The 25307-nt window shown below is 69.3% G+C and carries 27 protein-coding genes and 3 tRNA genes; 11 read left to right on the plus strand and 19 right to left on the minus strand.

The features are described 5' to 3' along the window. Positions 1–37 precede the first annotated feature (37 nt). A complete protein-coding gene (mmuM, locus tag FK267_RS10640) occupies positions 38–1015 on the minus strand; it encodes a homocysteine S-methyltransferase (RefSeq protein ID WP_141407153.1) in 978 nt (325 codons plus the stop codon). 190 nt (positions 1016–1205) lie between these two features. Here mmuM and FK267_RS10645 point away from each other — a divergent pair, with 190 nt between their 5' ends. After that, entirely contained in the window at positions 1206–2546 is a 1341-nt protein-coding gene (locus FK267_RS10645) for an amino acid permease (protein WP_141407154.1), read from the plus strand. Positions 2547–2575: 29 nt separating this feature from the next. Here FK267_RS10645 and FK267_RS10650 read toward each other — a convergent pair whose 3' ends face one another. Next, the gene (locus tag FK267_RS10650; RefSeq protein ID WP_141407155.1) at positions 2576–2950 is read right to left on the minus strand and encodes a YccF domain-containing protein; all 375 of its coding nucleotides are present in this window, start codon (positions 2948–2950) and stop codon (positions 2576–2578) included. Between the two features lie 50 nt (positions 2951–3000). Next, positions 3001–3921, minus strand: a complete 921-nt coding sequence (locus FK267_RS10655) for an ATP-grasp domain-containing protein (protein WP_004565259.1) — start codon at positions 3919–3921, stop codon at positions 3001–3003. Positions 3922–4102: 181 nt separating this feature from the next. Between FK267_RS10655 and FK267_RS10660 the strand changes: the two genes are divergently transcribed. From FK267_RS10660 to FK267_RS10690, 7 genes are all read left to right on the plus strand, one after another. Further along, complete coding sequence (locus tag FK267_RS10660; RefSeq protein WP_141407156.1) at positions 4103–4615, plus strand: hypothetical protein; 513 nt, start codon at positions 4103–4105, stop codon at positions 4613–4615. Positions 4616–4791: 176 nt separating this feature from the next. Then, positions 4792–4864: transfer RNA gene (locus FK267_RS10665), tRNA-Lys, on the plus strand. Between the two features lie 49 nt (positions 4865–4913). Next, positions 4914–4989 (plus strand) — tRNA-Lys (locus FK267_RS10670). Positions 4990–5269: 280 nt separating this feature from the next. After that, on the plus strand, positions 5270–5494 hold the full coding sequence (locus FK267_RS10675) for a hypothetical protein (RefSeq protein WP_198498090.1): 225 nt from the start codon (positions 5270–5272) through the stop codon (positions 5492–5494). 155 nt (positions 5495–5649) lie between these two features. Continuing rightward, complete coding sequence (bcp, locus tag FK267_RS10680; protein ID WP_141407157.1) at positions 5650–6126, plus strand: thioredoxin-dependent thiol peroxidase; 477 nt, start codon at positions 5650–5652, stop codon at positions 6124–6126. Between the two features lie 77 nt (positions 6127–6203). Continuing rightward, positions 6204–6285: transfer RNA gene (locus FK267_RS10685), tRNA-Leu, on the plus strand. A 109-nt stretch (positions 6286–6394) separates the two neighbouring features. Continuing rightward, positions 6395–7747, plus strand: a complete 1353-nt coding sequence (locus tag FK267_RS10690) for an SMI1/KNR4 family protein (RefSeq protein ID WP_141407158.1) — start codon at positions 6395–6397, stop codon at positions 7745–7747. A gap of 78 nt (positions 7748–7825) precedes the next feature. Here the strand turns inward: FK267_RS10690 and FK267_RS10695 are convergent, their stop codons facing one another. Together FK267_RS10695 and FK267_RS10700 are read right to left on the minus strand one after the other, a co-directional pair. Then, complete coding sequence (locus tag FK267_RS10695; RefSeq protein ID WP_232211282.1) at positions 7826–8404, minus strand: STM3941 family protein; 579 nt, start codon at positions 8402–8404, stop codon at positions 7826–7828. A 235-nt stretch (positions 8405–8639) separates the two neighbouring features. Next, positions 8640–8933: an antibiotic biosynthesis monooxygenase family protein gene (locus FK267_RS10700; RefSeq protein WP_004565265.1), complete on the minus strand. Its 294-nt coding sequence runs from the start codon at positions 8931–8933 to the stop codon at positions 8640–8642. A gap of 153 nt (positions 8934–9086) precedes the next feature. On the opposite strand from FK267_RS10700, the gene rph reads away from it, so the two are divergent. Together rph and rdgB are read left to right on the plus strand one after the other, a co-directional pair. Beyond that, on the plus strand, positions 9087–9893 hold the full coding sequence (rph, locus tag FK267_RS10705) for a ribonuclease PH (protein ID WP_141407159.1): 807 nt from the start codon (positions 9087–9089) through the stop codon (positions 9891–9893). A gap of 3 nt (positions 9894–9896) precedes the next feature. After that, positions 9897–10601, plus strand: coding sequence for an RdgB/HAM1 family non-canonical purine NTP pyrophosphatase (gene rdgB, locus FK267_RS10710; RefSeq protein ID WP_141407160.1), 705 nt, complete (start codon positions 9897–9899; stop codon positions 10599–10601). A gap of 30 nt (positions 10602–10631) precedes the next feature. Here the strand turns inward: rdgB and FK267_RS10715 are convergent, their stop codons facing one another. The 6 genes from FK267_RS10715 to clpS form a co-directional block, all read right to left on the minus strand. Beyond that, the gene (locus tag FK267_RS10715; RefSeq protein ID WP_141407161.1) at positions 10632–12074 is read right to left on the minus strand and encodes a L,D-transpeptidase; all 1443 of its coding nucleotides are present in this window, start codon (positions 12072–12074) and stop codon (positions 10632–10634) included. Positions 12075–12160: 86 nt separating this feature from the next. Next, complete coding sequence (locus FK267_RS10720; RefSeq protein ID WP_232622400.1) at positions 12161–12691, minus strand: DUF3054 domain-containing protein; 531 nt, start codon at positions 12689–12691, stop codon at positions 12161–12163. Further along, positions 12688–13485: an MBL fold metallo-hydrolase gene (locus tag FK267_RS10725; RefSeq protein WP_004565270.1), complete on the minus strand. Its 798-nt coding sequence runs from the start codon at positions 13483–13485 to the stop codon at positions 12688–12690. Before FK267_RS10725 ends, FK267_RS10720 begins: the two co-directional genes overlap by 4 nt. Then, complete coding sequence (murI, locus tag FK267_RS10730) at positions 13482–14345, minus strand: glutamate racemase (RefSeq protein WP_020991609.1); 864 nt, start codon at positions 14343–14345, stop codon at positions 13482–13484. The genes FK267_RS10725 and murI overlap by 4 nt, the downstream gene beginning before the upstream one ends. A 30-nt stretch (positions 14346–14375) precedes the next feature. Beyond that, positions 14376–15062 carry a DUF2017 family protein gene (locus tag FK267_RS10735; protein WP_141407162.1) on the minus strand — a complete coding sequence of 229 codons (687 nt, stop codon included), beginning with the start codon at positions 15060–15062 and terminating at the stop codon, positions 14376–14378. Further along, the gene (clpS, locus tag FK267_RS10740; RefSeq protein WP_075379565.1) at positions 15062–15397 is read right to left on the minus strand and encodes an ATP-dependent Clp protease adapter ClpS; all 336 of its coding nucleotides are present in this window, start codon (positions 15395–15397) and stop codon (positions 15062–15064) included. Before clpS ends, FK267_RS10735 begins: the two co-directional genes overlap by 1 nt. 80 nt (positions 15398–15477) lie before the next feature. On the opposite strand from clpS, the gene FK267_RS10745 reads away from it, so the two are divergent. Continuing rightward, positions 15478–16848: a nicotinate phosphoribosyltransferase gene (locus tag FK267_RS10745; RefSeq protein ID WP_141407206.1), complete on the plus strand. Its 1371-nt coding sequence runs from the start codon at positions 15478–15480 to the stop codon at positions 16846–16848. 111 nt (positions 16849–16959) lie between these two features. Here FK267_RS10745 and FK267_RS10750 read toward each other — a convergent pair whose 3' ends face one another. The 8 genes from FK267_RS10750 to FK267_RS10785 all read right to left on the minus strand — a co-directional run bounded on the left by FK267_RS10750 (position 16960) and on the right by FK267_RS10785 (position 25178). Next, positions 16960–18783, minus strand: a complete 1824-nt coding sequence (locus FK267_RS10750) for a DEAD/DEAH box helicase (RefSeq protein ID WP_075379566.1) — start codon at positions 18781–18783, stop codon at positions 16960–16962. After that, positions 18780–19145, minus strand: a complete 366-nt coding sequence (locus FK267_RS10755; protein WP_075379567.1) for a DUF3039 domain-containing protein — start codon at positions 19143–19145, stop codon at positions 18780–18782. Before FK267_RS10755 ends, FK267_RS10750 begins: the two co-directional genes overlap by 4 nt. Positions 19146–19236: 91 nt before the next feature. Then, a complete protein-coding gene (gene nagB / locus FK267_RS10760; protein ID WP_065361579.1) occupies positions 19237–19977 on the minus strand; it encodes a glucosamine-6-phosphate deaminase in 741 nt (246 codons plus the stop codon). Between the two features lie 140 nt (positions 19978–20117). Next, positions 20118–21842 carry a transporter gene (locus tag FK267_RS10765; protein ID WP_075379568.1) on the minus strand — a complete coding sequence of 575 codons (1725 nt, stop codon included), beginning with the start codon at positions 21840–21842 and terminating at the stop codon, positions 20118–20120. Further along, positions 21818–22663, minus strand: coding sequence for an ABC transporter ATP-binding protein (locus tag FK267_RS10770; protein ID WP_029316630.1), 846 nt, complete (start codon positions 22661–22663; stop codon positions 21818–21820). The genes FK267_RS10765 and FK267_RS10770 overlap by 25 nt, the downstream gene beginning before the upstream one ends. Positions 22664–22867: 204 nt before the next feature. Further along, positions 22868–23149 (minus strand): HU family DNA-binding protein, encoded by a 282-nt coding sequence (locus FK267_RS10775; RefSeq protein ID WP_003783064.1) that lies wholly within the window; start codon positions 23147–23149, stop codon positions 22868–22870. A 202-nt stretch (positions 23150–23351) separates the two neighbouring features. Beyond that, entirely contained in the window at positions 23352–24101 is a 750-nt protein-coding gene (locus FK267_RS10780) for an N-acetylmannosamine-6-phosphate 2-epimerase (RefSeq protein ID WP_198498091.1), read from the minus strand. A gap of 36 nt (positions 24102–24137) precedes the next feature. Continuing rightward, positions 24138–25178: an ROK family protein gene (locus tag FK267_RS10785; RefSeq protein WP_141407163.1), complete on the minus strand. Its 1041-nt coding sequence runs from the start codon at positions 25176–25178 to the stop codon at positions 24138–24140. Positions 25179–25307 lie beyond the last annotated feature (129 nt).

The raw sequence follows: 25307 nt of genomic DNA on the forward strand, positions 1-25307 counted from the left end.
CTGATTGACCGGAGCGGCGAGGTCGAAGGACTCTCGGTTACGGGCAGACCGCGCGGGCGAGCTGGCGGATCTGGGCCGGCCGGGTGCGGCAACAGCCGCCGACGAGACAGGCCCCGGCGTCGATCCACGACGGCGCCAGCTCCGGGAGTCCAGCCCCGTCACCTGTGGACTGCCAGGTCTTGGTCGCCGGGTCGTAGAGATCGCCCGCATTGGGGTAGGCCACCAGCGACTTGCCGGTCGCCGCACGCAGTACCGGCAGCGCGCGGGCGACGACGCTCGGGGCCACGCAGTTGATGCCGACCGCGACGACTATCTCCTCCTGCGCCACCCAGGCCGCCGCCTCAGCCAGCGGCGTACCGTCAGCAAGAGTGGCGCCGTCGGGGCGCACCTGGAAGGAGACCCAGCACTCGGCCTGAGGGGCGAGGCCCTTGACCATGGCGACGAGCGCCTGTGCCTCATCCAGACGCGGAAGCGTCTCCAGGGCGAACAGGTCGATCCCCTCCCCCACCAGCACCTCGATGCGCGGCAGGTGAACCTCCTGGAAATCGGGGTCCTCAAGGATGTCGATGCCGTAGGCGCCGGTGTACTCGCTGCCATCGGCCAGATAGGCCCCATACGGTCCGAGTCCTCCGGCGACGAGCACCGGCTCCTCGGGGTGCTCTTTGCCGAACTGGCGGGCCGCCTCCTTGGCCAGGCGGGCGCCGGCTGCGATGACCCGCCTTGCTCCGGCGGCATCCTCCCCGGAACGGACCAGCGCCGGGAGCGTGGCCTGGTAGGTATTGGTGGTGATGACGCGAGCCCCCGCATCCAGGTAGTCGGAGTGGACCTCGCGCACGACGTCGGGCGCCGTGGTGAGCGCGCGCGCCGACCACAGCGCGTTGCGGGTGTCGACTCCGCGGGCGTCGAGCTCGGTCCCCATCGCTCCATCGAGGACGACCGGACCTCGGTCCAGTAGATCAGACAACCGGACCGGCTCTCGCCCGAAGGACGTGGCGGGTACCGAGGACGTTCGCATTGCGGCACGGTATCGAATGGCTCGAGACGGCACCGGTAGCGTCTCAGGCATGGACCCGGTTGCACATCACCGAGCCCCCGCCACCGCATCGGATACGTCACCCGCCCCTCCCCCTCGGCCCCACCACGACGGCCCCGAAGGTCGGGGAGACCATGACAGCCGGGGGCGTGTCACCGCGCTGGAACGCCGCATGAACCGACGTCACCTCATGATGATTAGCTTTGGCGGAGTCATCGGCACGGGACTGTTTCTCTCGACCGGCAACACGATCCACCAGGCCGGCCCCTTGGGGACCGTGCTGGCCTACTCCATCGGCGCAGTCATCGTCTACCTGGTCATGCTGTGCCTGGGAGAGCTGAGCGTTGCGATGCCCTTCACCGGCGCCTTCCATGTCTACGCCCGCCAGTACCTGGGGCCGGCCACGGGTTTCGTCACTGCCGTCCTGTACTGGCTCACGTGGACGGTCGCCCTGGGAAGTGAGTTCACCGGCGCAGCGATCATCATGTACGGGTGGTTCCCGGGCGTTCCGGTATGGGTGTGGGCGGCCGCCTTCATCGTCCTGGTCCTTGTGCTCAACATGGTCTCGGTGAGGGTCTTCGCCGAGGCGGAGACCGTGCTGTCCGGGATCAAGGTGGCGGCCATCATCGTGTTCATCGCTCTGGGCACGGCCGCGATCGTCGGGCTGCTGCCCTACGAGGGGCACCGCTCGTTCCTGGGGCTGACCAACCTGTACCGGGACGGTCTCTTCCCCAACGGCTTCGGCGCGGTGTTCACCACGATCCTGGCCGTCAACTTCGCTTTCTCCGGCACCGAGCTCATCGGCATCACCGCCGGGGAGGTCGAGGACCCGGGCACCACTGTTCCGCGCGCGATCCGGGCGACCCTGGCCCGCCTGGCCATTTTCTTCATCGGTTCAATCATCGTCATCGCAGCGCTGATCCCGTGGGAGAGGGCCGGAGTCGAGGAGAGTCCCTTCGTGACGGTCCTGTCCAGAATCGGCGTGCCCTACGCCGGGGTCCTCATGAATATCGTCATTCTGGCCGCGATCCTGTCGGCGGCGAACTCGGGGCTCTACGCCTCGACCCGCATGCTGTGGTCGCTGGCCAACGAGGGCACTCTGCCCAAGGTCCTGGCACGCACCAATCGCTTCGGGGTGCCAGCCCTGGCGATGGGCCTGTCCATGGTCGGCGGGCTGGCCTCGCTGCTGACCTCGACCTATGCGGCCTCGACGGTCTATCTGGTCCTGGTGTCAGTCTCCGGTCTCGCCGTCGTCCTGGTCTGGGTGGTGATTGCAGCGTGCCACCTGTCCTTCCGACGGCGCTGGCTCGCTGAGGGCCGCAGCCTTGAGGACCTGGCCTACCGGGCTCCCGGGTATCCGTGGGTCTCGATCGCGGCGCTGATGCTGTCCATGGCCTCGTGTCTGCTCATCGTCTTCGACCCCGAGCAGCGGGCCGGCCTGGCGATCACCGCCGTCTTCCTCATGGTCTGCTACGTGGGCTACTGGGGAGTCAACCGCCGCGTCAGTCTGTGAGCCGCTGGCGGTCCGGCGCCCGAGGGGTCTTAACGGGTCTCGATGATCTGCTTGCCGAAGGGGAAGCAGGTGACGGGGATGAGCTTGATGTTGGCCACGGCAAGCGGGATCCCGATGATGGTGATGGCCTGCGCTACGGCGGTGGTGAGGTGGCCGATGGCCAGCCAGAGCCCGGCGACCAGGAACCAGATGATGTTGCTGATCCCGCTCATGGCGCCGGCCCCGAGGGCTGGAACCACTTCACGCCCGAAGGGCCACAGGACGTAGGCGGCGATACGGAAGGAGGCGACGCCCGCGGGGATCGTGACGATGAACAGGCAGGCGATCACTCCGAAGAAGAGGTAGCTGAGGAAGAGCCAGAACCCGCCGAAGACGACCCAGATGATGTTGAGCAGCGTGCGCATGGCACCTATCTACCACATCCGGGCACCTCGGGACGCCCGCGCCCGCGCGGTCACCAGAAGATGCGCTGAGCGATGGCGTCGGCGAAGTTGTCCAGCGCCTCCGGTGCCGCCCCGAGGTAGAGGCCCGCATCGATCAGCGAGACCTCCATGAGGTAGAAACCGCCCTGACCGTCCCCGACGACGTCGACACGGTTGAACAGGAGCTGGATGTCGCGACCGGAGACCTCCTTAATCAGCGTGTGGATGGCCTTGCGCACCCGCTCACCCCAGAGCCACTCCTGCTCACTGGGCTCGCGCGCCGTGACGATCTCCTCGTGGATCTCGTCGGTGGACTTGAAGGAGGGGTGGAGCATCGGGGCCTTCTCCACCGCGTGGGACAGCACGCCGTTGAAGTAGACCAGGGAGACCTCGCCCTTGCGGTCGACCTCCTCGAGGTAGCGCTGGACCATGACGGTGCGCCCGCGGCGCAGGTGGTGCATGGCGTCATTGATCGCCGCAGACCGGGAGGCGGCGTCGGTGGCGGTGTATCGCCCGGTGCCGCGCCCGCCCGAGGAGACGGCCGGCTTGACGACGAAGTCACCATGGGCCGGGAAGCGGGTGTGAACCTGGTGCTTGGAGTATCCGGCCTCGGGCTCCAGCCACATCGTCGGGATCATGGGGACCCCCCACTCGCTGAGCCGGGTGAGGTAGTGCTTGTCCGAGTTCCAGGTGACGACGTCGGGATGGTTGGCGAGCCTGGGCACTGACCGGGCCCACTGGAGGAACCGGGAGTAGTTGCCCTTGGTGGCGTAGTCGCGCACGCTGCGCAGCACGACCGTGCCGGACTGGCTCCAGTCGACGTCGGGGTCGTCCCATACGGCAACCCGCGGCTCGATGCCACGCGCACGCAGGGCATCCGGCAGGCCACGGTCATCGTCATCAAGGTGAGGGAAGTCGGCGCAGGTCGCCAGCGTCACGATCGGGTCGCTCATGCGGCCCACGCTACCGCGCGCAGCACCGCGGCGAGAGCCACCGACATGTGACACTGAACCGCGCCCGCACCAGCGAACATGACTACCTACCGGTTGGGGCGACCAGCAGGTCTCCGTTCCGCAACCTTTCGACACCCGCTCGCTGCTCAGCCCGCGCGCGCGAGGGTGTCACAATGCCGAGGTGACTTCTCAATCCCGCAAGCCGCGCATCACCGCCGCGCAGCGCTACTGGGCATCCATGGCCGCCATCGTCGTCGTGACCATTCTTGCCGCGGGCCTGCTCGGAGGAACCGTCTCGATACTCACCGGCGCCCGCGCTGGCCGCAGCAGCATGTGGGGCGGCATGGTGGTCGCACTGGTCATGTTGGCGGGCTGGACCCTCGGCACCCGGGTGCGCGACCGAAAGAAGCTCGACCTGCCCCTGTGGCACCGTCTCACCGAGGAGCAGGCGGCCACGCTGAAGCAGTACCACCAGTGGTCTCGCACCGGCCGCATCGAGCAGGACGACGACGCCAAGCGCACTTCCGCCGGGCGGAGCGGCCATCGCCGCAGCGGGCGGAATGGCGCTGGCGCATCGAAGGCAGCGCCGTCGAGGGGGTCCTCCTCGACCGGTGCGATGTCGAAACGCGACCGCGCCCGTGCCGCCGACGTGCGCCGTCGCAGGCAAGGCCGCGAGGGCCATTCATCGCACTGAACGGGGACACCGGGCAGCACGCAGCGGCAACGCGGCCCCCAACCCCACCGCATCCTTGAGACTTGCCGCACAATCGCCTGGTTTCACGGATCCTGACTGGACGAAGCCCTCCTCCATCCGTAAAGTATTCCTCCGTCGCCCAGCGAGCCACGTCGAATGACATCGCTGTGGTGAAAGCACCGCTAGCTCAATTGGCAGAGCAGCTGACTCTTAATCAGCGGGTTCAGGGTTCAAGTCCCTGGCGGTGTACGAGCCTTCCAGCCCTCGGGGCCGGAAGAGCTGGTCACAAACTGACCGAGCACCGCTAGCTCAATTGGCAGAGCAGCTGACTCTTAATCAGCGGGTTCAGGGTTCAAGTCCCTGGCGGTGTACCACGAAGGGCACGCGCTTCGCCCGGGATGATCCCGAAGGCACAGCAGAGGCGCATGACGACGGTCAAAGACAACCGCCTCCGCACTGAGAAACTCTCAGGATGCCACCGTTTCATCGGTTCCTACGCCCTCGTGACCACTGTCTGCAGCGGCGCAACCGGCCGCCGTGCCAGGAGTCTTGACCCGCGCACGCCGGCTCGGCAGGTACGTCCCCGCTTCGGCACGTGCTGCGACCCCAGGCCCCATTGGGCCGACGACGTTGAAGGAAGATGAGGAGATACGTATGACACGCAACATCCACACCATGACCAGCATGACGACTCCGGCCACCGGGCCGGAAGCCACTGACGCCCTGGCCGACGAGGCCGCCATCAGGGAGCTCTTCGCCGCCCGCGCGGAGCTCGCCTCTCTGGGGGCAACCGCCTCCCCCTCGCGCCTCGAGCGGGCGCTGGAGCGCCTGGAGGCGGCGCAGCAGGCCTCACGGCGAGTGCTCGCCCAGGCCGCCTGACCCGGAGGTCCCACCCGGAGCCGGGTCAGAGGTCCCGGGCGACTGACGTGCTGAACGTCTGCCAGATCACGAAAGTAAGTCCTCGAATCCACTGCCACAGGTACCGGAGGCGATGCGAGGATAAACGCATCCGCCCAGGAGCCCGAGGAGGACCCATGACCCAGCTCGCCGCCGGTGACCGAGCCCCGGAGTTCGCCCTGCCCGATCAGAACGGCCGCACCGTGACCCTTGGCGACCTTTGCGCCAGCACGGACAAGGGCGTCATCGTCTACTTCTACCCCAAGGCCTGCACTCCGGGATGCACCAAGGAGGCGTGCGACTTCAGGGACTCCTTGGAAGCACTCGAGGCGGCCGGCTATGCCGTCGTCGGCATCTCCCCCGACCCTGAGAGCGCGCAGGCCAAGTTCTCCGACCGCCACGACCTGCCCTTCCCACTACTGTCGGACGCCGACCACGCCGTCATGGAGGCCTGGGGCGTGTGGGGCGAGAAGAAGAACTACGGCAAGGTCTACACCGGTGTCATCCGCTCGACCGTGGTCGTGGCCCCTGACGGGACCGTGACGCTGGCCCAGTACAACGTGCGAGCCACCGGTCACGTCAAGCGGCTGCGCGCCGCACTGGGCGTGGACTGAGTGGACTGATATGAGCACAGCAGCGGTCGCCGCATTCTGCTATCCGGGACCCGGGTCGGTAGAGTAGGCGCCGCACAGCGCGAGTGGCGGAATTGGTAGACGCCCCAGGTTTAGGTCCTGGTGCCTTCGGGCGTGAGGGTTCGAGTCCCTTCTCGCGCACAGATTTCAGATTCCTAGGACGCCAGAGCCTGCGTGCTCTGACGAACGGGATCGTTTTCTTCGCATGCTCCGACACCTGCCGCTTCCACTGACTTGTTCCGAGGCATCGATGAAAGAGAACTCCTTCGATTCGGGCACCCCCGCACTCGACGTCATGCTGGCGCAGACGATCGCCAGACACTTCCGCGGCGCCACGACCGAGACCATCGACGATGCCCAGACGGTCCGGTTGGGCGAGGGCCTGCCCACCATCGAGTGCTTCATTGACGAGATTCAGGACCACGAGCCATACGGCGCGTTCCTCTTCCTTCAGATCAGTGGAGGCGCCTTCGGGGGCAGACCGGTCCTGGTCACGGCCAGCGGCTACGGCTCCAGCCAGCTGGCGTCGGTGGTCACTGCCGGCTGCAACTGGGCCTGTGCCTTCGGCCCTGTCCTGCTGACCGGAGTCGGCCGCCCGGACCTCATTGATTCTGACAATCCCGACGTCGAGCTATTCGAAGCCACGGTGGGAGGCAGACGCTACCGGGTGACCACCGGGCATCTCGACCGCAGCATGAACATGCCGATCGAGGAGGTGGAGGCCTACCGCCGGCGGCTGGGTGGCCCCCGCGCCCTGACCGACCGGGTACTCGCCAGTCCCTTGATTCCCGCCACTCGCTCCAATGAGCCGGTGGCACTGGGCTGCTATGCGGGCATTGGCCCCCACTCGATCACCGAGCTCAAGCTCGCCGGCGCCGACTGGCCCGCGGGACGCAGCGTCCTGGACGCGATCCCGCCTGAGCCCGGTGGCCATCGCATGCTCCGGGAGTGGTCGATACTCATGCCCTTGGAACCCGCACCACCCCTGACCAGGGACGGGCTCCAGCACACCCTGAACCTCATCGCCGCGACCTCCTACGATCCCGGCAGCGAAGCCGGCTGGCTCGGCAGCCGCCACCACGGCATGAGGCTGGGGCCACCGAGCCTTCCTGCGGGACTCTCCCTGCCGGAGGACCTGCGCTGGTTCCTCAGCACCATCGCGGGCTCGGGCGCCGGCCCCGGCTACGGGCTGGACGTCTACCCGGCCGATGACGGAGGCATCCACCTGGCCGACGCCGGTTGCGGCGCCGAGTGGCGCATGAGTCCCTACGACGGCAGCGTCTGGCTGGACTCACGGGCCTGCGACGACGGCTTCACCCGCGTGGCCCCGAATTTCATCTCCTGGTACGAGGCCTGGCTCGACCACGCCATCCGCGGCGGCGGCTCCTTCGGGCGGTGGTCCTACCAGGTCGATGCCGCCTACAAGATGCTCGAGCAGAGCGCCGCCGAGTTCGGCGTCGATCGCCTCCCCGAGACCGTCACCCGGGTGAAGATCCAGACCCCGACCAAGGCCTTCGGCCCCTGCCACTCCTGCCAGCTCGTCTACTCCCGGTGCGGGGTACCGGCGTCGGTCTTCGTCACGGCCCCCTCCCCGGCTCCCTGAGCCGCCCTTCACCCGTCGGGCCGCAGGCGCAATGCGTGGTGGACAAAGCCGGGAGCGGTCTCCCAGCAGCCGAGGGGACTAGACACCACCCGGTGCGCCGTAGAACTGGTGCGCCTGTTGAAGCAGGACCAGCAGGTCCTCCTTACTGCCCTCCAAGGTGCCAGGAAGGTAGACGCGCTCCTCCCTGCCCATCCCACGGTCGGCAACCTCATTGATCTGCTGGCCCAGCTGGGCGGTGGTCGCGTCCTGACGGCGCATCTGCTGTCCCAACGGCGTCAGGGTGTAGCCGATCACCAGCTGTGCTTGTGTGCCACTGTCGGGAGTGACTTCCTGCCCGAAGAACTCGGCGATATCCGACCAGCGTGCGGACTCATTGACGATGTTGCGCCGTTCCAGGCGCAGCCCTTCAGGCGTCACCACCAGTCGACTGCGGAGGATGATCTTCCTCATCATGCCGGGGATACCGATGATGCCGAAGAAACCGATACAGGCGATACCAGCCAGCATATAGAGGAGCGGGGAGCTCGACTGATTCGCGATCAGAATGATCCCAACCCCCAGCGCGGTGAAGCCGATGCAGCCCAGAAGGCTTCCCCAGAGACGCATCGGAGACTCCGGAATAACGAGCATCCCGGTGCTGCGCAGCTGCTCGCTCATCTGGCGAACTCGTCCGGTATCGACTCCCACGTGACTCGTCTCCTTACTCCTCATCGGTACGACGGATACGCACCCCCACCCTAGTGACCTCACGATGGTGAGGGGCCATATCCGACCAGAAATTCACCCGAAGAGTTGATTACCGCCTCCAGTCCCGGGAGGCGGAGGCGCCGGGCTATGACGCAGTGATCGCTTCCCTCCCCATCACCGCACTTACGCCCGGCGACGTCCTGAGTCACTCCTCGTGCTGGACGACCTCGAAGCCGAGGACCTCCACGCTCATGCCCCGGCGCTTGTCGTCCTCGTGCCCGCCGGCGGGCCGCGCCGCGCTCCAGCGCTCGTAGTCCTCGCGCCTGTCCCAGCGGGTCACCACGAAGTAGCGGTCCTCTCCGACCAGCGGGCGCAGCAGCTCGAAGCCCTGAAAGCCCTGTGAGGTGTCAACGCCTCGCTTCCGGGCGGCGAAGCGCTTCTCGATCTCGGCCTGGGCTCCCTCGGGGAAGGTCAGTGCGGTGATGTTGACATAGGTCATAGGTGCTCTCCTCTGTGTCTCCGTCGGCTCACGGCCGCAAGCAGATATCTCAACGAACGCTACCGCCTGACCACCGGTGCGGACTACAGACATGAAGCATCCCGCGGTGCTGAGCCGCCCCGATACCGGATGGCCGCCGGGTAGCCTGAGCCCATGACAACTGCCCCCTTCACCCGCAAGGACGGCCGCGCCGTCGACGAGCTGCGCCCCGTGACCATGACCCGCCACTGGCTCGACCACGCCGAGGGATCGGTCCTGGTGACCTTCGGGCGCACCCGGGTCCTGTGCGCCGCCTCCTTCACTGAGGGCGTCCCGCGCTGGCGCAAGGGCAGTGGCGAGGGCTGGGTGACCGCCGAGTACGCCATGCTCCCCCGGGCCGGCTCGGAGCGCTCCGGCCGGGAGTCCGTGCGGGGCAAGGTCGGTGGCCGCACCCACGAGATCTCTCGCCTCATCGGCCGCAGCCTGCGCGGCATCATCGACGTCGCCGCACTGGGTGAGAACACGATCGCCCTGGACTGCGACGTGCTGCAGGCCGACGGCGGCACCCGCACCGCGGCGATCACCGGCGCCTACGTGGCCCTGACCGACGCCGTCGCCTGGGGCACGCAGCGAGGCCTCATCAAGGCCCGCCCCGGCAAGCCGGTGCTCTCCGACTCCCTGTCGGCCATCTCGGTGGGGATCATCGACGGCGTTCCCTGCCTCGACCTGCCCTACGAGGAGGACGTGCGCGCCCAGACCGACATGAACGTCGTCCAGACCGGGGACGGGCGCTTCATCGAGGTTCAGGGCACCGCCGAGCACGCCCCCTTCGATCGCTCCGAGCTCGGAGAGCTGCTCGACCTGGCCGCTACCGGCAACAGCCGCCTGGCGGCGCTCCAGCGCCAGGCCCTGGCCGGCCCCAGCGGTGAGCCCTTCACCGTGTCCTCGGCGGACTCCTCGCACCAGTCCACGCAGGCCTGAGCCATGAGTGCCTCATCAGACGCCGACGGCGCCCCGCTCACGAACCGGGTCCAGGTGCCCGCTGGAGCCCGCCTCGTCCTGGCCACCCACAACGCCGGCAAGCTGGCCGAGCTGCGACAGATCCTGACGCCGCTCGTGCCCGGGCTGGTGCCCGAATCCGTCATCTCGGCCGCATCGCTCCAGGCGCCTGAGCCGGTGGAGGATGGCCTGTCCTTCGCCGACAACGCCCTGCTCAAGGCCCGCGCCCTGGCCCGGGCCACGGGCCTGCCCGCGGTCGCCGATGACTCGGGCCTGTGCGTCGATGTCCTGGGTGGGGCGCCGGGGATCTTCTCGGCGCGCTGGAGCGGCCGGCACGGGGACGACACCGCGAACCTTCAACTGCTCCTGGACCAGTTGGCCGACGTCGCCGACCCACACCGCGGCGCCCGCTTCACCTGCGCCGCGGTCCTGGTCCAGCCGGCCTCCGGCGGGCAGGCGGAGCAGGTCACGACCATCGAGCGCTCCATGGAGGGGCGCCTGATCCAGGCTCCTCAGGGTGAGGGGGGCTTCGGCTACGACCCGATCTTCGTGCCCGTCCAGGAGGATGATCCGGGCGGTCGGGGCCGCACCACCGCCCAGATGACGCCTGAGGAGAAGCACGCCATCTCCCACCGGGGACAGGCCTTCCGCGCCCTGGCGCCAGTCCTGGCCGAGGTCCTGGCCGGCTGAGCCCGCGAGGGCGCCGCCACTGAAACGCCGTCAGTAGTGCGTCACCACGGTAGTACCGATTTCGGACCACTGCCAGATCGCCTGAGCATCCGGCACCGGGATATTGATGCAGCCGTGCGAGGACTCATCCGTCCCGATACCGAACTCCTTGACCCAGGGGGCGCCGTGGAGAGCGTAGCTGTCGTGCCAGTAGCTCACCCACGGGACCCCTCGTTCGCAGTAGGGCCACTCGGGGGTGCAGCCCATGTCCTGCGCCTGGTAGCGCAGATAGATCTTGTAGGTGCCGGTGACGGTCTCGTGCCCGACACCGCCGTGGTTGATGAGAATCGGCCCGTAGACGACCTTCTGGCCCTCGTAGGCGGTCAGCGTTGAGTCGGTGAGGTTGACATCGACCCACTTCTCCCCCGCCTTGGCCTGGTAGGCGAAGCGCTCCGGCCCGTTGGGCACCACCCGGTTCTCGGTGGAGTGGGGCAGCTCGTTCCAGCTGATCTGCTGGCTGACACTCCGGCCCTGACCGAGCCCCTGAACGAGCGCTGTCGTCACCGGCTCGATGTTGCCGGCCTTCCTTCCGGCCTTGCCCGGGCGGGCGAGCTGGAGCACCGTGCCGGCTGAGTCGACGTCGTTGATGGCGTTGACCGGTGTGCGCTCCTCCGGCGTGCTCAGTGAGGTCACCCAGGACCTGACTCTCTCCTGGGAGACCGTCGGCACGATGCGGCCCTCCTTGACGGGGAAGTCGATCCATGAGGCCTTCTGAGCCTTGGAGGCGGCGTGCGCTGCGCCGTCGACCGTCAGCTGGAGTTCGGCGTCCAGCAGCGCGATTGCCGATTGTGCGACCGTACTCGCCTCCTGGGCGCTCACCGTGGGCTCGGCCCGGCGGATCGACACCGGCGCGGTGTGGTTCTTCGCCAGCTCGCGTGCGGCGACGTCGAGCGCCGAGTCGAGATCAGCGGGGTCGATGGCGTTGCCGGATCGTCCCGATGAGGCGGTGAAGCCGCCGCTGCCCTCATTCCAGGTCACGGCCGGCTCGACGACGTGGTCGCGCAGCGTGCTGCTCAGCTGCGACACCAGTGCGGCGCGGGCCTCCTTGTTGACCACGTACCGCACCGCCACCTGCCGTGTCCCCACGACGCCGTGCAGGTGGGTCACCAGTGACCCCGCCCCGGACACGGCGGCCTCCACGGTGGCTCGGGCATCGACCTGGGCGATCTGGGCCAGCGGAATGGTGGTGGGGGTTCCGTCGACTGTCAGCGTCAGTGACGCCGACGCGGCCCGCTGAAGCACGAGCGCGGTCAGGGTCGACCGGTCCATTCCGGTCACGTCCTGGCCCATGAGGATGGTTCCGCGCGGAGCCCGCCCCTCGTGCCTGTGGAGGTAGACGACCGAACCGCCCACCGTTCCTCCCAGGATGAGGCAGACGGCGATCAGGACGCCGACCCACCGATGCGGTCGACGTCGGTTGGCGCAGTGCTGCATGGCGCCAAGGTACGAATGACCGGGTTGTCATTCCATAAAGACAAGCGACCTGATACCGGAACCAGTCCGGGCCGACCACCGCGGGGCTAGGTGCCCTCCCTCTCCTGCTCGGCGAGGCGCCGCGCCACGGGCTTGGGGGTCAGGGAGTCGTGGGCCCGCACGTAGCCGTAGAGCCATCTCCATCCGCCCAGGAACACCAGGAGGAAGGCCCCGGTCATCACCGCCCAGGAGGCCATGGCGGACACGTTGTCGAATGCGGATGCCGCCTGGCGCAACGCGGTCCAGACCACCCAGCTGATCCCCACGACGATGAGCCCCTCGGGCAGCGCCATCTCCAGGTGATCGGGGCGGGAGCGTTGCACGAGCCAGGTCACGCCCCAAGCGACGAGGAGGGCCACGCCCGCCTGCCACAGGGAGGCGGGAACCTCCCCCAGGCTGCGGGTGGAGGCGGCACCGAACAGGGCCACGAGGGCCGCCGCCACCAGGTCGGCGGGAACCACCAGCCACCAGCGAGTCCGTCTCCCCCGGGTCCAGGGGCAGTCCACCCCGTCGGGAAGAGCCGGAGTGAAGGAGACCGTTCTGCGCGGGGCGGGGCGATCGTGCCCGTCAGCGCTCACAGCTCCCAGACGGCATCCGCCGTCGCCGCCTCCAACGGGCCGGAGTAGACGGCTGCGGCCTCCTTGAGGGGCACAGCCGGATCCGTCCAGGGCTGGATGTGGGTGAGGACCAGGTGCCCCGCACCGGCCTGGGCGGCAAGCTCGCCGGCGCGACGCCCCGTCATGTGCATGCCGCCCACGGTGTCGCGGCCCTCGACGAAGGCCGCCTCGGCCAGGAGGAGGTCCACTCCCTGAGCCATGTCGCTCATCGTCTGGCAGATGTCCGTGTCCCCGGTGAAGGCCAGGCTGACCCGACGGGAGGGGTCCTCCTCGCTGGGGCCCTCGATCCGGTAGCCGTAGGCCTCCACGGGGTGGAGCGCCTCGAAGGGGGAGATCACCAGGGGGCCCACGCTGTAGGACCTGCCGGGCACGGCGGTGACGAAGCCGAACTCCGTGGCGTAGCGCTCACTGGGCGGGACGCCGTCGACCCCCTGGAGACGCTCCAGCAGCTCCGAGGGCCCCAGGCAGGCCACCGGCCCGAGAGCCCCGGTGGGCAGCCAGCGCCGGTAGACGTGCATGCCCACCAGGTCCACCATGTGGTCGGCGTGGCAGTGGGAGATCGCAATGGCGTCGAGCTCGGCGGGATCGAGGTGGCGCAGCAGCTGCCCCATCGACCCGGGCCCGAGGTCCAGCACGATCGAGTAGGTGCGCACCGCGCCGTCGGCGTCGACTCCTTCGGCCTGCACCAGGTAGGAGGAGGCCGAGGACTGGGGGCCCGACATGGAGCCGGAGCAGCCGATAATCGTGAGTCTCATGCAGATCCTTGGTGGGAGGTGGGAGGTGAGGGAGGGTGGGGCAGCCCGGCAGGGGCGCCGGCTGCCCCAGGGGCGAAGGCGACATGCTCAACGGCGGTGACCTCGGGGCCCAGGAAGCGCCGGGCCAGGACGGAGAAGGCCTCCGGGTCGCCGGTGGAGGCGAAGTCATGGCGCGGTTCGGGGGCCTCCGGCCCGCGCAGAAGGTTCTTGCCGGCCAGTGCCCGGTAGACGTCCTTGGCGGTCTCGTCCGAAGAGGTCACCAGGGTCACGTCTCGCCCCATGACATAGGAGATCGGCCCCACCAGCAGCGGGTAGTGGGTGCAGCCGAGGATGAGGGTGTCCACACCGGCGGCCTTGATGGGGGCCAGGTACTCCTCGGCGACGTCGAGCACCTCGGGGCCGGTGGTCACCCCCCGCTCGGCCAGCTCGACGAAGCGCGGGCAGGCCTGTGAGACGAGCTCGACGCCGGGAACGGCCTGGAGGGCATCGTCATAGGCGCGCGAGTCGACCGTCCCACGGGTGGCGATCAGCCCCACCTTGCCGTTGCGGGTCACTCGGGCCGCGGTACGTGCCGCCGGGTGGATGACCTCGATGACCGGGACGCCCCGCCCCAGGGTGTAGCGCTCCCGCGCATCGTGCAGGACGGCCGCCGAGGCGGTGTTGCAGGCGATGACGAGCAGCTTGACCCCTCGGTCCACGAGCTCGTCCATGATGCCCAGAGCCAGCGACCGGACCTCGGCGATGTCCCTGGGACCGTAGGGACTGTTGGCGGTGTCCCCGATGTAGAGCACCTGCTCATGGGGCAGCTGGTCGAGGACAGAACGGGCGACGGTGAGGCCACCGACCCCAGAGTCGAACATCCCGATCGGAGCATCATTCACACCGCGAGACTATGCGGGCCCTGTGCCCCCGAACAGCGCGGATACCAGTGATTCCTGCCACCAGGTGACCATGTCGTAGACGAGCGCCGTCCCCCGGTACCACTGCTCGCGAGAGGTCTCCTCCTCGGGGGCCTCCTGGAAGGCGGTTGCGTGGACGTGCTCGGCGTCCTGAGCCGACTCGATGCCCAGACGCTGGGCCAGCACGAGCCGGATGTCATTGCTCGCCCCCAGCCAGTCGGACTCCTGGCCCGGGGCCACGAGCACCGTCCCCTCAGGGCCCGACGGCGCCCGCAGCTCGGCGGCCAGGCTCGCCAGGCGGTCGACCTTGTCACCCCGCAGGCGCGCACGAGTCAGGCTGCTGACCTCCATCGCGGTGATGGGATCCTCCGAGGCCTGCGGGAGCAGGACGGCGATAACGGGGTCCGTGTTCGGGCGGCCGGAGTGAACGCGGTTGGTCGGCGGATCGAGGTCGAAGTCCAGGGCCTCCAGGACCTCGCGGTCCCGCTCGCTCTCCCCCGGGCGCACCGGGTCGGGGCGCGACGAAGAGGAGGTCTCGGACTGGCCGGGCCCCGGAGTGGGGGGAGCATCCGCTTGGAGAAGGGCCCTCACCTCCAGGGCCAGCCTGGCCAGGAGCTCGCGCTCCCAGTCGTCAAGACCGCAGACCAGCCCCTCGGGGACTCGGCGGAAGGCTCGCATCAGCGCCCTCCTGAAGAGTCGTCAGCCCCGGCGTCGGCGTCGTCGCCCATGGGCTCGATGGTGGCGCGCAGGCCGTATCCGTGCATCGCCGTGACATCGACCTCCATGCGCTCGCGGGCTCCCTGGGAGACCACGGCGCGGCCGGTGGTGTGCACCTGCATCATCCGCGCCTCGGCCACAGGCAGCGAGAAACCGAAGTAGGAGTGGAACACCCAGGTCACATAGCTCATCGTGTTGACCGGGTCGTCGTGGACCACGGTGCACCACAGGCGCTGGGCACGGACGCGCGACTCCTCCAGGATCTCCGGTTCCGCAACGGGCAACGAGGTGCTCATACCACCAGGGTAGCGGTGAGCCGCGATAGGCTGTTCCCGTGAACAGCTACGTGCCCTCTGCCGATTCCACCGCCGCCCACATGGACGTGTCCACGGCCTCAACCTCCCTGCTGACCGACATGTACGAGCTCACGATGCTGCAGGGAGCACTGGCATCGGGGGCCGCCTCACGGCGCAGCGTCTTCGAGCTCTTCGGCCGCAGGCTCCCCGGGTCACGCCGCTTCGGCGTCGTGGCGGGCACCGGCCGGCTGCTGGACGCCATCGAGGCCTTCACGTTCACCCCCGCCCAGATCGACTTCCTGCACCGCACCGGGGTCGTCAACGACGAGACCCTGGACTTCCTGCGCGACTACCGCTTCACCGGGACGATCCGCGGCTACGCCGAGGGCGAGTGCTACTTCGCCGGCTCCCCGCTGCTGACCGTGGAGGGCACCTTCGCCGAGGCCTGCATCCTGGAGACCCTGGCCCTGTCGATCTACAACTACGACTGCGCCGTCGCCGCAGCCGCCTCCCGCATGACCATCGCCGCCCACGGGCGCCCCTGCGTGGACTTCGGGGCACGCCGAGCCCACGAGCAGGCAGCCGTCGCCGCCGCCAGGGCCTCCGTCATCGGCGGTTTCGTGGGGACGAGCAACCTGGAGGCGGGGCTCCTCTACGGCATTCCCACCGTGGGGACCTCGGCCCACTCCTTCACCCTCCTGCACGACACCGAGGAGGAGGCCTTCGCGGCGCAGGTGGCCAGCCTCGGACCGAGCACCACGATCCTGGTGGACACCTACGACATCGCCACCGGCGTGGAGCGGGCGGTCAAGGCGGCCCGCGCCGCGGGCGGTGAGCTCGGGGCGGTACGCCTGGACTCCGGTGACCTGGTGGCCGAGGCCTTCAAGGTGCGCGCCCAGCTCGACGCCCTGGGGGCGACCTCGACGAGAATCACCGTCACCAACGACCTCGATGAGCACGCCATCGCGGCACTGGGGGCAGCCCCCGTGGACTCCTACGGTGTAGGCACCAAGCTCGTCACGGGCTCGGGGCGCCCGACCGCGGCGCTCGTCTACAAGCTGGTGGAGCGCGAGGGCGCCGACGGCACCATGGAGGAGGTCGCCAAGTTCTCCTCGGGCGGCAAGTCCACCGTGGGCGGCCGCAAGTGGGCCGGCCGCATCCTCAGTCCCGAGGGCACGGCCGCCGAGGAGCTGGTGGTCGCCTCCAGCTCGCAGGACGAGGGGATGTCGGCGTTGAGCCAGGCCGGTGCCCGGCCGCTTCAGGTGCTCCTGGTCGATGAGGGCCGGATCATCGAGGAGCACCGCGGCAAGGAGGCCTTGAGCGCCGCGGCGGAGCGGCACCGGGCGTCGCGCGCCGAGCTCCCCTACGACGCCTGGCGTCTGAGCGACGGCGAGTCGGCGCTGCCGACCCGTCACGTCGACCTCGACGGGCGAGGCGCCACCCGACGCTGACCGGCGGCCAGGGGCGCATCCCGCCCCTGGCCGGCGCTCCTTGTCAGCGTTGTCAGAGTTATCGGCGTTATCAGCGTTGTCGGCGTTGTGTCCTCAGCCTTATCAGCGTTGTCAGCGCTTGCCGACGAACCAGCGCCGCAGGGTCTGGATGCGCTTCTCGATCTCCTCGGTGGAGGCCGCCGCGACCTCCGGTCCCCCGCACACGCGCCTGAGCTCGTTGTGGACGACGCCGTGGGGCTGGCTCGAGCGGCGGGCCCAGGCGGCCACCAGCTGGGAGAGCTCCTTACGGGCCGCTGCCCGCCGCCGGGCGTCGTCGACGCCTGAGTTCTTCCGCCTCTGCGCCTCAGCGGCGGCCTGCTTCTTCTGGGAGGCGATCTGCTTGTCCTGGCGCTGGCGCAGCAGGGCGGTCACCTGCTCGGGCTCCAGCAGACCGGGCAGCCCCAGGTACTCCTGCTCCTCGATACTGCCCACCATGGCACCGGTGCCGAACTCGCCGCCGTCGAACAGCACGCGGTCGAACTCGGCCTGGCTATCCATGGCCTCGAAGCCCGGCAGCAGCTCGGCCGAGGCGTTCTCAGTCTTGTTGGCCTCGGCGAGGAGCCGGTCCTCGGGGCTGAACAGGGCGTCCTCCTGCGCCGCAGAGTCGGGGCGGCTCAGGACGTGGTCGCGGGCGACCTCCATCTCCCCGGCCAGGGCCAGCAGCGGCGTGACCGAGGGAAGGAACACCGAGGCGGTCTCCCCCCTCGCCCGCGAGCGCACGAAGCGCCCCACGGCCTGGGCGAAGAACAGCGGGGTGGAGGTGGAGGTGGCGTAGACGCCCACGGCCAGGCGGGGCACGTCCACTCCCTCGGAGACCATGCGCACGGCCACCAGCCAGCGGTCGGTGGAGGCGGAGAAGGCCTCGATGCGGCTGGAGGCGCCGTTGTCGTCGGAGAGGACCACGGTGGGGGCCTCGCCGGTGATGGCGCGCAGCTGCTTGGCGTAGGCGCGGGCCTTGGCCTGGTCGGAGGCGATGACGAGGGCTCCGGCGTCGGGGACCTGGCGGCGCACCTCGGTCAGGCGCTGGTCGGCGGCGGCCAGGACCGCGGGGATCCACTCCCCCGCCGGGTCGAGCGCGGTGCGCCAGGCCTGGGACTCCAGGTCCTTGGTGAGGGGCTCGCCCAGGCGCGCCGCGACCTCGTCGCCGGCCTTGGTGCGCCACCGCATCTGCCCCGAGTAGGACATGAACATCACCGGGCGCACGACTCCGTCGCGCAGGGCGTCGGAGTAGCCGTAGGAGTAGTCCGCCTGGGAGCGTTTCGCCCCGGAGGCGTCCTCCTTGTACCGCACGAAGGGGATCGGGGAGGTGTCGGAGCGGAAGGGCGTTCCAGTCAGGGCCAGTCGCCTCCGTGCCGGAGTGAAGGCCTCCCGGATCGCGTCTCCCCAGCTCAGGGCGTCTCCCCCGTGGTGGATCTCGTCGAGGATGACCAGGGTGCGGGCCTGGTCGGTGCGGGCGCGGTGCAGGTTGGCGTTGGCTGCCACCTGGGCGTAGGTCAGGGCGACGCCGTCGAAGCGCGAGCCGAGTGCCCCTTGGGAGTTGGAGTAGGAGGGGTCGATATGGATGCCGACGCGGGCGGCGGCCTCGGCCCACTGGTACTTGAGGTGCTCAGTGGGGCAGACGATCGTCACTTTGTGGACGTCTCCGGAGCTGAGCAGCTCGGTGGCCACCCGCAGCGCGAAGGTCGTCTTGCCGGCCCCAGGGGTGGCCACCGCCAGGAAGTCCTGGGGCATCGTCTCCAGGTACTGCCCGAGCGCAGCGGCCTGCCAGGCGCGCAGTGAACCTGCTGTTCCCCAGGCGGCGCGGCGCGGGTAGGCCGGGGAGAGGTTCTGGGCCGCCGACGTCGAGGCTCGCGTCGGGGTGGGATGGGTCGCCTGGCCGCCGCGGGCGGCGTTCACCGACCGCCTCGCCCGAACGGGAAGCGGGGGAAGCGAGGCCCCTTGCCGTCGCCGGAGCCCTCCCCGTTGCGCATCTCCTCGTAGATGGACTTGCAAGTGGGGCACACCGGGTACTTCGACGGGTCGCGCCCGGGCGTCCACACCTTGCCGCACAGGGCGACGACGGGACGCCCGGTGACAGCGGCCGCGGCGATCTTGTCCTTGCGGACGTAGTGGGCGAAGCGGTCGGCGTCGCCGTCATCGGTCGACTGGAGCTCCTCGCGCTCCAGGACAGCCGTACCGACGCCCTGGGTGGGCTCGGCGGCCGGGTCTGTCGGGGCTCCGGACGATCCGGGATCGGCACTGGCGAGGACGTCTGTCATGCCGCCCAGTGTAGGTCGGACAGCGCGCACCGGCAGTCGCCCGCCCCACCCCTGTGGGCAGGCTCTCCCTTGAGGAGAGCCTGCGCCGTCGTCAGTGCGTCGAGGTGAGCCGGCTGGCGGCGGCGGGATCGACCAGCACGAGGGCGTCGTCGTGACGCTGCATGACGGTCGCCGGCCACTGGGCGCTGACCTCTCCCTCGACGAGCTGGGCGATGGCCTCGGCCTTGCCCTCGCCGGTGGCGATGAGGACCAGTTTGCGGGCCTCCATGATGGTGGCCAGCCCCTGGGTGATGCACTGGGTGGGCACGGCCTCGACGTCGCCGCCGAAGAAGCGGGCGTTGTCCCGGCGGGTCTGCTCGTGGAGCTCGCCCAGGTGCGTGCGCGAGTCGAGGGCGCCGCCGGGCTCGTTGAACCCGATGTGCCCGTCGGAGCCGATGCCGAGGATCTGCAGGTCGCAGTATCCGGCCGCAGCCATCTGCGCCTCGTAGTCCCGGCAGGCGGCCTCGAGGTCCTCGCTCAGCGCGTCCGGGCCGTGGAGGGCGCCGGGGCGCATGTCGACGCGGGAGCGCAGGTTGGTCTCCATGAAGGTGGCGTAGCGCTCCGGGTGGCCTGCGGGCAGGCCGACGTACTCGTCGAGCATGAATCCGGTGACCTCGGCGAAGCTGAGGCGGCCGGCGGCGCAGCGAGCAGTGAGCTCGTCGTACAGGGGCAGAGGCGAGGAGCCCGTCGCAGTTCCCAGCACGGCTGCTGGTTTGTCCTTGAGCAGCGCCTCGATCTCGTCGGCCGCCCGCTGCGCGATCGCCTGCGCGGAATCCAGAATGACAAGCTGCACGGTGATGTCCTCTCTGACACAAAAACTGGTGGTATGGGGTTCACAGATCTCTGAGAGCCGCTCACTGAGTGAGCGACTTTAAAGCAATCCTACCCCGAATCATCAGAATCAATCATCCCGTTGTGGTGTGACCAGGGCGATCACACCGGCTGGGAGTGTCCCGGCCAGGTGCGGATCGTCGCAAGAACCTGAGGTCCTCGCCGATCCAGCACCCGCCCGCCGAAGACGACTCCGCCCCACAGCAGCAGACCGCACCACACGACCCCCGCGACGAGCGCCGCCCAGCCCCACACCGGCGCCCCCTGGACGACGCCGTAGACCGCCACACCCAGGACCGGGGAGCACACGGCCAGCAGAAGCAGGATCGCCGCCATCTGAATGAGCGCGGCCAGGAAGGCCGTCCCCGAGGTCCGTGAACGCATGGGGCTGTCCCCGGGGGCGAGCGTCTCGTAGGGCAGCAGGACGCTGGCGAGGCAGGACCAGGCCAGCGCACAGCCGTAGAGCGCCAGGCAGGCGCCGGTGACGGCGGGCAGCGCCTCCCATCGCCCTGTCCACGCGACCATGAGCAGGTCGATGACGACCAGCGCGGGAACCTGCCACACGGCCGCCCCGACCACCCGCCCCAGACGGTCGTGGGCCCCACGGATCCCGGCGCTGATATGACTCCACAGGGCGGTGGAGTCCAGGCCGAGGTCATCGTGGATCGCCCATCCCATGAAGACGGCCAGGGCGGGAGCCATGAACAGCAGCGGGGCCGGTGCATGCCCGAGGGCGAAGCTGATGTCGACCGGCTGGCCGTTGACGCTGCCGGAGAACCGACTGGAGTTGAGAGCAGGCCCCAGAACGATCACAACGGGAAGGAGCAGGGCGGACAGGAACTGAACCAGGTACCTGGGATCGGTGCGCCAGTAGCGCAGGCTGCGGGCCGCCACGGCGGCGGCGGGCGCGGGCAGGGCGGCGCCGAGCCTGCGGGCCCATGGCAGCACGTCGGGCAGGCCCTGATTCCGCGCCTCGGAGTCCGCACTACCGGCTGCGTAGGCCCGCGTCCGGGTGTGCGACGTTCCCGGAGAGGTCATCACCTTGCCCACCACACGCTGCCACAGGGGCAGCAGGACCACGGGGAGCATCCATGCTCCGACCGCCAGCGCCAGTGCCGGCAGCACGGAACCGGTGGCCATGAGTCCCGGGGCGGCGAAGGCCCACCCGAAGGGGCTCAGGCCCATGACCTTGGCCAGGGTCCGGAGCTGTTGAAGAAAGCCGGTGGGATCGTCCCCGAGGATCCGGGGGATGAGATTCGGTGCCTGCGTCACCACCAAGAAGGCGACAAAGGCGATGATCGCCGTCGTCTCACGCCCACGGCGCGAGGAGGAGATGCCTGCGGCCGTCACGATGATCCGGGACAGCAGGACGCAGGCGGCCAGGGCGGCCGGAGCGCACAGCAGCGCCAGGAGCGCCGCCGCGAGCTGGCCCGCCAGCAGCCAGGTGAGAACCGGGATGAGGCAGACGGCAGCCGTGATGCAACCGGGGATCCCCAGGGCGCCGGCGGCCACCAGGCCGAGCGCCAGCCCTCTGGACGGAGCGGCCCAAGCCGCCATGGCGCGGGGGTCCAGGGTGGAGTCGACCCCGGTGACGAGCAGTGGCACCACGGCCCAACCGGCCACCAGCAGCGCCCCGAGAGCCCCGAGAACCAGCCCGATGACGTCAGGGGCGGCCTTGAGCCCCAGCCCGACGGCGCCTACCAGCACCATGACGAGCGCCCCGATACCGTAGAGGGCCCCGAACACGGTCCCGATGATGGCCCAGATGTTCTTGGTCAGCGCGTTGAGGGTCAGACGCCACTTCAGCTTGACGAGGGTCGCAACCATGACAGCCCCTCCGTTCGCACGTGGCCCCCCACCAGCTCGGTGAAGCGCTGCTCAAGGTCCGCGCCGGCGGCGACCTGCTCCGTCGTGCCTGCGGCGACGACCCTGCCGGCATTGATGATGGCCACGTGGTCGCACAGGCGCTGCACCGTGGCCATGACGTGGCTGGAGATGACCACCGTGCCGCCGGCGGCGGCGTAGTCCCGCAGGATCGCCTGGATCGTCTGGGCGGAGATCGGGTCGACGGCCTCGAAGGGCTCGTCCAGGACCAGGATGGAGGGCGAGTGCACCATGGCGCAGGCCAGGTGGATCTTCTTGCGCATACCCGCCGAGTAGTCGGCGACCAGGGTGGTTCCGGCATCCCACAGCCCCAGTACCTTGACCAGCTCGGTCGCCCGGGGCACGACGACGTCGCGCTCGAGCCCACGCAGGAGTCCGGAGTAGGTGACGAGCTCAAGACCGTTGAGACGGTCGAAGGTGCGCAGCCCGTCGGGCAGGACCCCCAGAAGGGTCTTGGCCCGCTGAGGCTGCGTCCACACGTCGACGCCATGAACGAGTACCTGACCGGCGTCGGGTCGCAGCAGGCCGGTGGCCATCGACAGGCTGGTCGTCTTGCCCGCTCCATTGGGGCCGACGATGCCGTAGAAGCTGGACACGGGAATGTCGAGGCTCAACCGATCCACCGCGACTTTGCGATCGAAGGCCTTGACCAGCCCCCTCATCTGAAGTGCCGGAACGGAGGCAGGAGCGGGCGAGGCCCCGGCCAGTGCGCCAACCGCGTCTGTGCCGTCGGGCGAGCTCACCGCGAATGTGGAAGCAGACATGTTTCCACTGTAAAAGCCTTATCCTATTCAGCCCTCCGCCGCAGGGAGGAGATCACTGATCCCGACATCCTCCCGGAGAACCGCCCTGAACTTCATCAGCCCGATGAGGAGGGAACCGCAAGAGAACACGATTCGGCCCGTTGCCACGCCTCGACCGGGCGGCAACGGGCCGGAATCAGGACATTAGGGGCGCGGCCCCACGTATCACTCGGCGACAGCCTTCTTCAGCGAGGAGCCGACGGTGACCTTGACACCGTAGCCGGCGGGGATCTGAATCTCCTCACCGGTGCGGGGGTTGCGGCCAGTGCGTGCGGCACGCTCGACGCGCTCGATACCCATGAGGCCGGTGATCTTCACGGCCTCACCCTTGGCGACGTTCTCAACGAGGACATCCTGGAAGGCTCCCAGGAAGGCGTCGGCGTCGGTCTTGGTCAGGCCGGCCTTCTCGGCGATGGCGGCGATGAGCTCGGTGCGGTTGACGGACATGTCTTCCCTCTCGATCGTGGACGGACACCCTTGTGTGGTGCCACTTCTGGCAACGCTACGCATAAAACCTTGGGTTTGTCAGGTCGGACCGGAGTGTCGCGCTGGGTAGCGAGTAACAATTCGCACATTTGCACCACAACAGTCACATCCGTCACACACGGAGCGAGTCGCGGAACGACGCCGTTTCCTTGCGCCCTTCCGCTCATTCCTTCCACAGGGCACCGGGCAGCGCGCTGGCGAACCACGAGGTGATGGTCGTCGGGTGGGTGATGGCGGTTCCGACGACGACGGCGAAGGCGCCGTGCTCCATGGCGGCGGCCGCCTGCGCGGGCGTGTGGACCCTGCCCTCCACCACCAGCGGGACCTCCGCGATGCCGGCGACCTGGTCGACGAGCTCGAGGTCGGGCCCGTCGGTCTTGGGACGCTCCCCGGTGTAGCCGGCCAGGGTGGTCCCCAGGATGTCCACCCCCGCGTCCTGTGCGGCCTTGGCGTCATCCAGGGAGCCGCAGTCGGCCATGATGAGGACCTCGGGGCGGGCCGCTCGCAGCCCCTCGACGGTCTGGGCCAGGCTCAGCCCGTCGGGGCGGGGGCGCCGGGTGCCGTCCAGTGCCACGATCTGGCTTCCGGTGGCGGCCACGGCGATGGCGTGGGTGAGGGTCGGGGTGATGAAGACGCCGTCGTGGCCGTCCTTCCACAGGCCAATGACGGGGACGTCGACGTGCTGGCAGATGAGGGCCAGGTCCGCCAGCCCCTGTGCGCGGATGCCGACGGCGCCGCCGGCGACGCAGGCCTGGGCCACCTGGTCCATGGTGCGGGGGTCGCGCATGGGCTCTCCCGGGTAGGCCTGGGCGGAGGCGATGAGTCCTCCCTTGAGGCGTTCCAGAACGGGGTGCATCCCCGCGGAGGCGGCCTGCGTCTGCGTTGACGGCTGTGAGGGTGACTGCTCGGTCATAGGTGTGTCCTGTCTGATGGAGCCCGAGGCGTGAGGCTAGGGGCGGTGGTTGTCGTTGCTGGCGGCCAGGGCGAGGGCGCCGCGTGCCGCACCGACGATCGGCGCGGTGGTCCCCAGGGTGGCGGGAAGAATCTTGATGGGGGCCAGGGGGTCGATGATCTCTGCGGCGAAGGTCTGCCGCAGGGGCTCCCACCACAGGTCACCGGCGCGGGCCAGGCCGCCGGAGACGACGACGACGTCGGGGTCGATCACGGTGACCAGTCCTGCCAGTGCCCTGCCCAAGCAGGTGGCCGAGTCGCGGTAGACCTCCGCGGCAATGTCATCCCCGGCAGCGGCGCGCTCCTCGACCCCGCGGGCGTCGGGGACGTCGGGGTCTCCCCCCTTGGCCAGGTAGCGGCGGTGGATCTGGGGTCCGGCGGTGATGCCCTCCAGGTGCCCCGTCCTGCCGCAGGTGCAGAGCTCGCCCTGGGCCCCGGGGACGGGGACGTGGCCGATCTCGCCGGCCACGTGGTGGGCGCCTCTGCGGGTTCGCCCATCGAGGACGAGGGCTCCGCCGACCCCGGTGCCCACCGCCACCATGAGGACGACCTCGGCCCCGGTGCCGGCACCGAGCCAGGCCTCTCCGGCGGCATAGGCGTCGACGTCGTTCTCGACGTGGATCGGCAGCTCACCCAGCCCCTGGGCGGCGAGCCGCTCGCGAACGCCAGCGGCGACCTGCGTGCCGGCCCATCCGGTGATGGCGTCAGTGGCTGACAGGATGGTCCCTCGCTCGACGTCGACGACGCCGGCCGTGCCGATCCCGACCGCCGTGATCGCCGCGGCTTTGCCGGGCTCCTGGTGCGTTCCGGTCTCGACGACCGTCGAGATCAGGCCGCTGATGGCATCGAGCATGGCGGCAGGCCCCTCGTGAGCCGGGGTCGGGCAGGAGCTCACCGGTCCTTGCAGGGTTCCGCCGGAGTCGACCAGCGCGGCAGCCATCTTGGTGCCCCCCAGGTCGAGTCCGACGACGAGCGGGGCCTGACCGGACGACGATGATGATGGGGCAAGGGGGGTGGATGGGAGGACATCCTGACTCATGAGGCTCTCCGACGGGATGCTGGGCGCTGGCGCACCGGGGTGAAGAATGAATGAGGGGGCAGCCGCAGGAGGCCGCCTGGAGCGAGTCTCAGCGCCTCGCCCCTGCCATGGTGGCTGCATGCCCGGACC

Origin of the sequence: Actinomyces oris (assembly GCF_006546825.1) — a bacterium.
GTDB lineage: Bacteria > Actinomycetota > Actinomycetes > Actinomycetales > Actinomycetaceae > Actinomyces > Actinomyces oris.

Bases quoted from the DNA above. Each gene is read 5' to 3' on its own strand.
- mmuM (WP_141407153.1), bottom strand. From the start codon at position 1,015: ATGCGAACGTCCTCGGTACCCGCCACGTCCTTCGGGCGAGAGCCGGTC.
- FK267_RS10645 (WP_141407154.1), top strand. From the start codon at position 1,206: ATGAACCGACGTCACCTCATGATGATTAGCTTTGGCGGAGTCATCGGC.
- FK267_RS10650 (WP_141407155.1), bottom strand. From the start codon at position 2,950: ATGCGCACGCTGCTCAACATCATCTGGGTCGTCTTCGGCGGGTTCTGG.
- FK267_RS10655 (WP_004565259.1), bottom strand. From the start codon at position 3,921: ATGAGCGACCCGATCGTGACGCTGGCGACCTGCGCCGACTTCCCTCAC.
- FK267_RS10675 (WP_198498090.1), top strand. From the start codon at position 5,270: ATGACACGCAACATCCACACCATGACCAGCATGACGACTCCGGCCACC.
- bcp (WP_141407157.1), top strand. From the start codon at position 5,650: ATGACCCAGCTCGCCGCCGGTGACCGAGCCCCGGAGTTCGCCCTGCCC.
- FK267_RS10690 (WP_141407158.1), top strand. From the start codon at position 6,395: ATGAAAGAGAACTCCTTCGATTCGGGCACCCCCGCACTCGACGTCATG.
- FK267_RS10695 (WP_232211282.1), bottom strand. From the start codon at position 8,404: ATGAGCGAGCAGCTGCGCAGCACCGGGATGCTCGTTATTCCGGAGTCT.
- FK267_RS10700 (WP_004565265.1), bottom strand. From the start codon at position 8,933: ATGACCTATGTCAACATCACCGCACTGACCTTCCCCGAGGGAGCCCAG.
- rph (WP_141407159.1), top strand. From the start codon at position 9,087: ATGACAACTGCCCCCTTCACCCGCAAGGACGGCCGCGCCGTCGACGAG.
- rdgB (WP_141407160.1), top strand. From the start codon at position 9,897: ATGAGTGCCTCATCAGACGCCGACGGCGCCCCGCTCACGAACCGGGTC.
- FK267_RS10715 (WP_141407161.1), bottom strand. From the start codon at position 12,074: ATGCAGCACTGCGCCAACCGACGTCGACCGCATCGGTGGGTCGGCGTC.
- FK267_RS10725 (WP_004565270.1), bottom strand. From the start codon at position 13,485: ATGAGACTCACGATTATCGGCTGCTCCGGCTCCATGTCGGGCCCCCAG.
- murI (WP_020991609.1), bottom strand. From the start codon at position 14,345: ATGTTCGACTCTGGGGTCGGTGGCCTCACCGTCGCCCGTTCTGTCCTC.
- FK267_RS10735 (WP_141407162.1), bottom strand. From the start codon at position 15,062: ATGCGAGCCTTCCGCCGAGTCCCCGAGGGGCTGGTCTGCGGTCTTGAC.
- clpS (WP_075379565.1), bottom strand. From the start codon at position 15,397: ATGAGCACCTCGTTGCCCGTTGCGGAACCGGAGATCCTGGAGGAGTCG.
- FK267_RS10745 (WP_141407206.1), top strand. From the start codon at position 15,478: ATGGACGTGTCCACGGCCTCAACCTCCCTGCTGACCGACATGTACGAG.
- FK267_RS10755 (WP_075379567.1), bottom strand. From the start codon at position 19,145: ATGACAGACGTCCTCGCCAGTGCCGATCCCGGATCGTCCGGAGCCCCG.
- FK267_RS10765 (WP_075379568.1), bottom strand. From the start codon at position 21,842: ATGGTTGCGACCCTCGTCAAGCTGAAGTGGCGTCTGACCCTCAACGCG.
- FK267_RS10770 (WP_029316630.1), bottom strand. From the start codon at position 22,663: ATGTCTGCTTCCACATTCGCGGTGAGCTCGCCCGACGGCACAGACGCG.
- FK267_RS10775 (WP_003783064.1), bottom strand. From the start codon at position 23,149: ATGTCCGTCAACCGCACCGAGCTCATCGCCGCCATCGCCGAGAAGGCC.
- FK267_RS10780 (WP_198498091.1), bottom strand. From the start codon at position 24,101: ATGACCGAGCAGTCACCCTCACAGCCGTCAACGCAGACGCAGGCCGCC.
- FK267_RS10785 (WP_141407163.1), bottom strand. From the start codon at position 25,178: ATGAGTCAGGATGTCCTCCCATCCACCCCCCTTGCCCCATCATCATCG.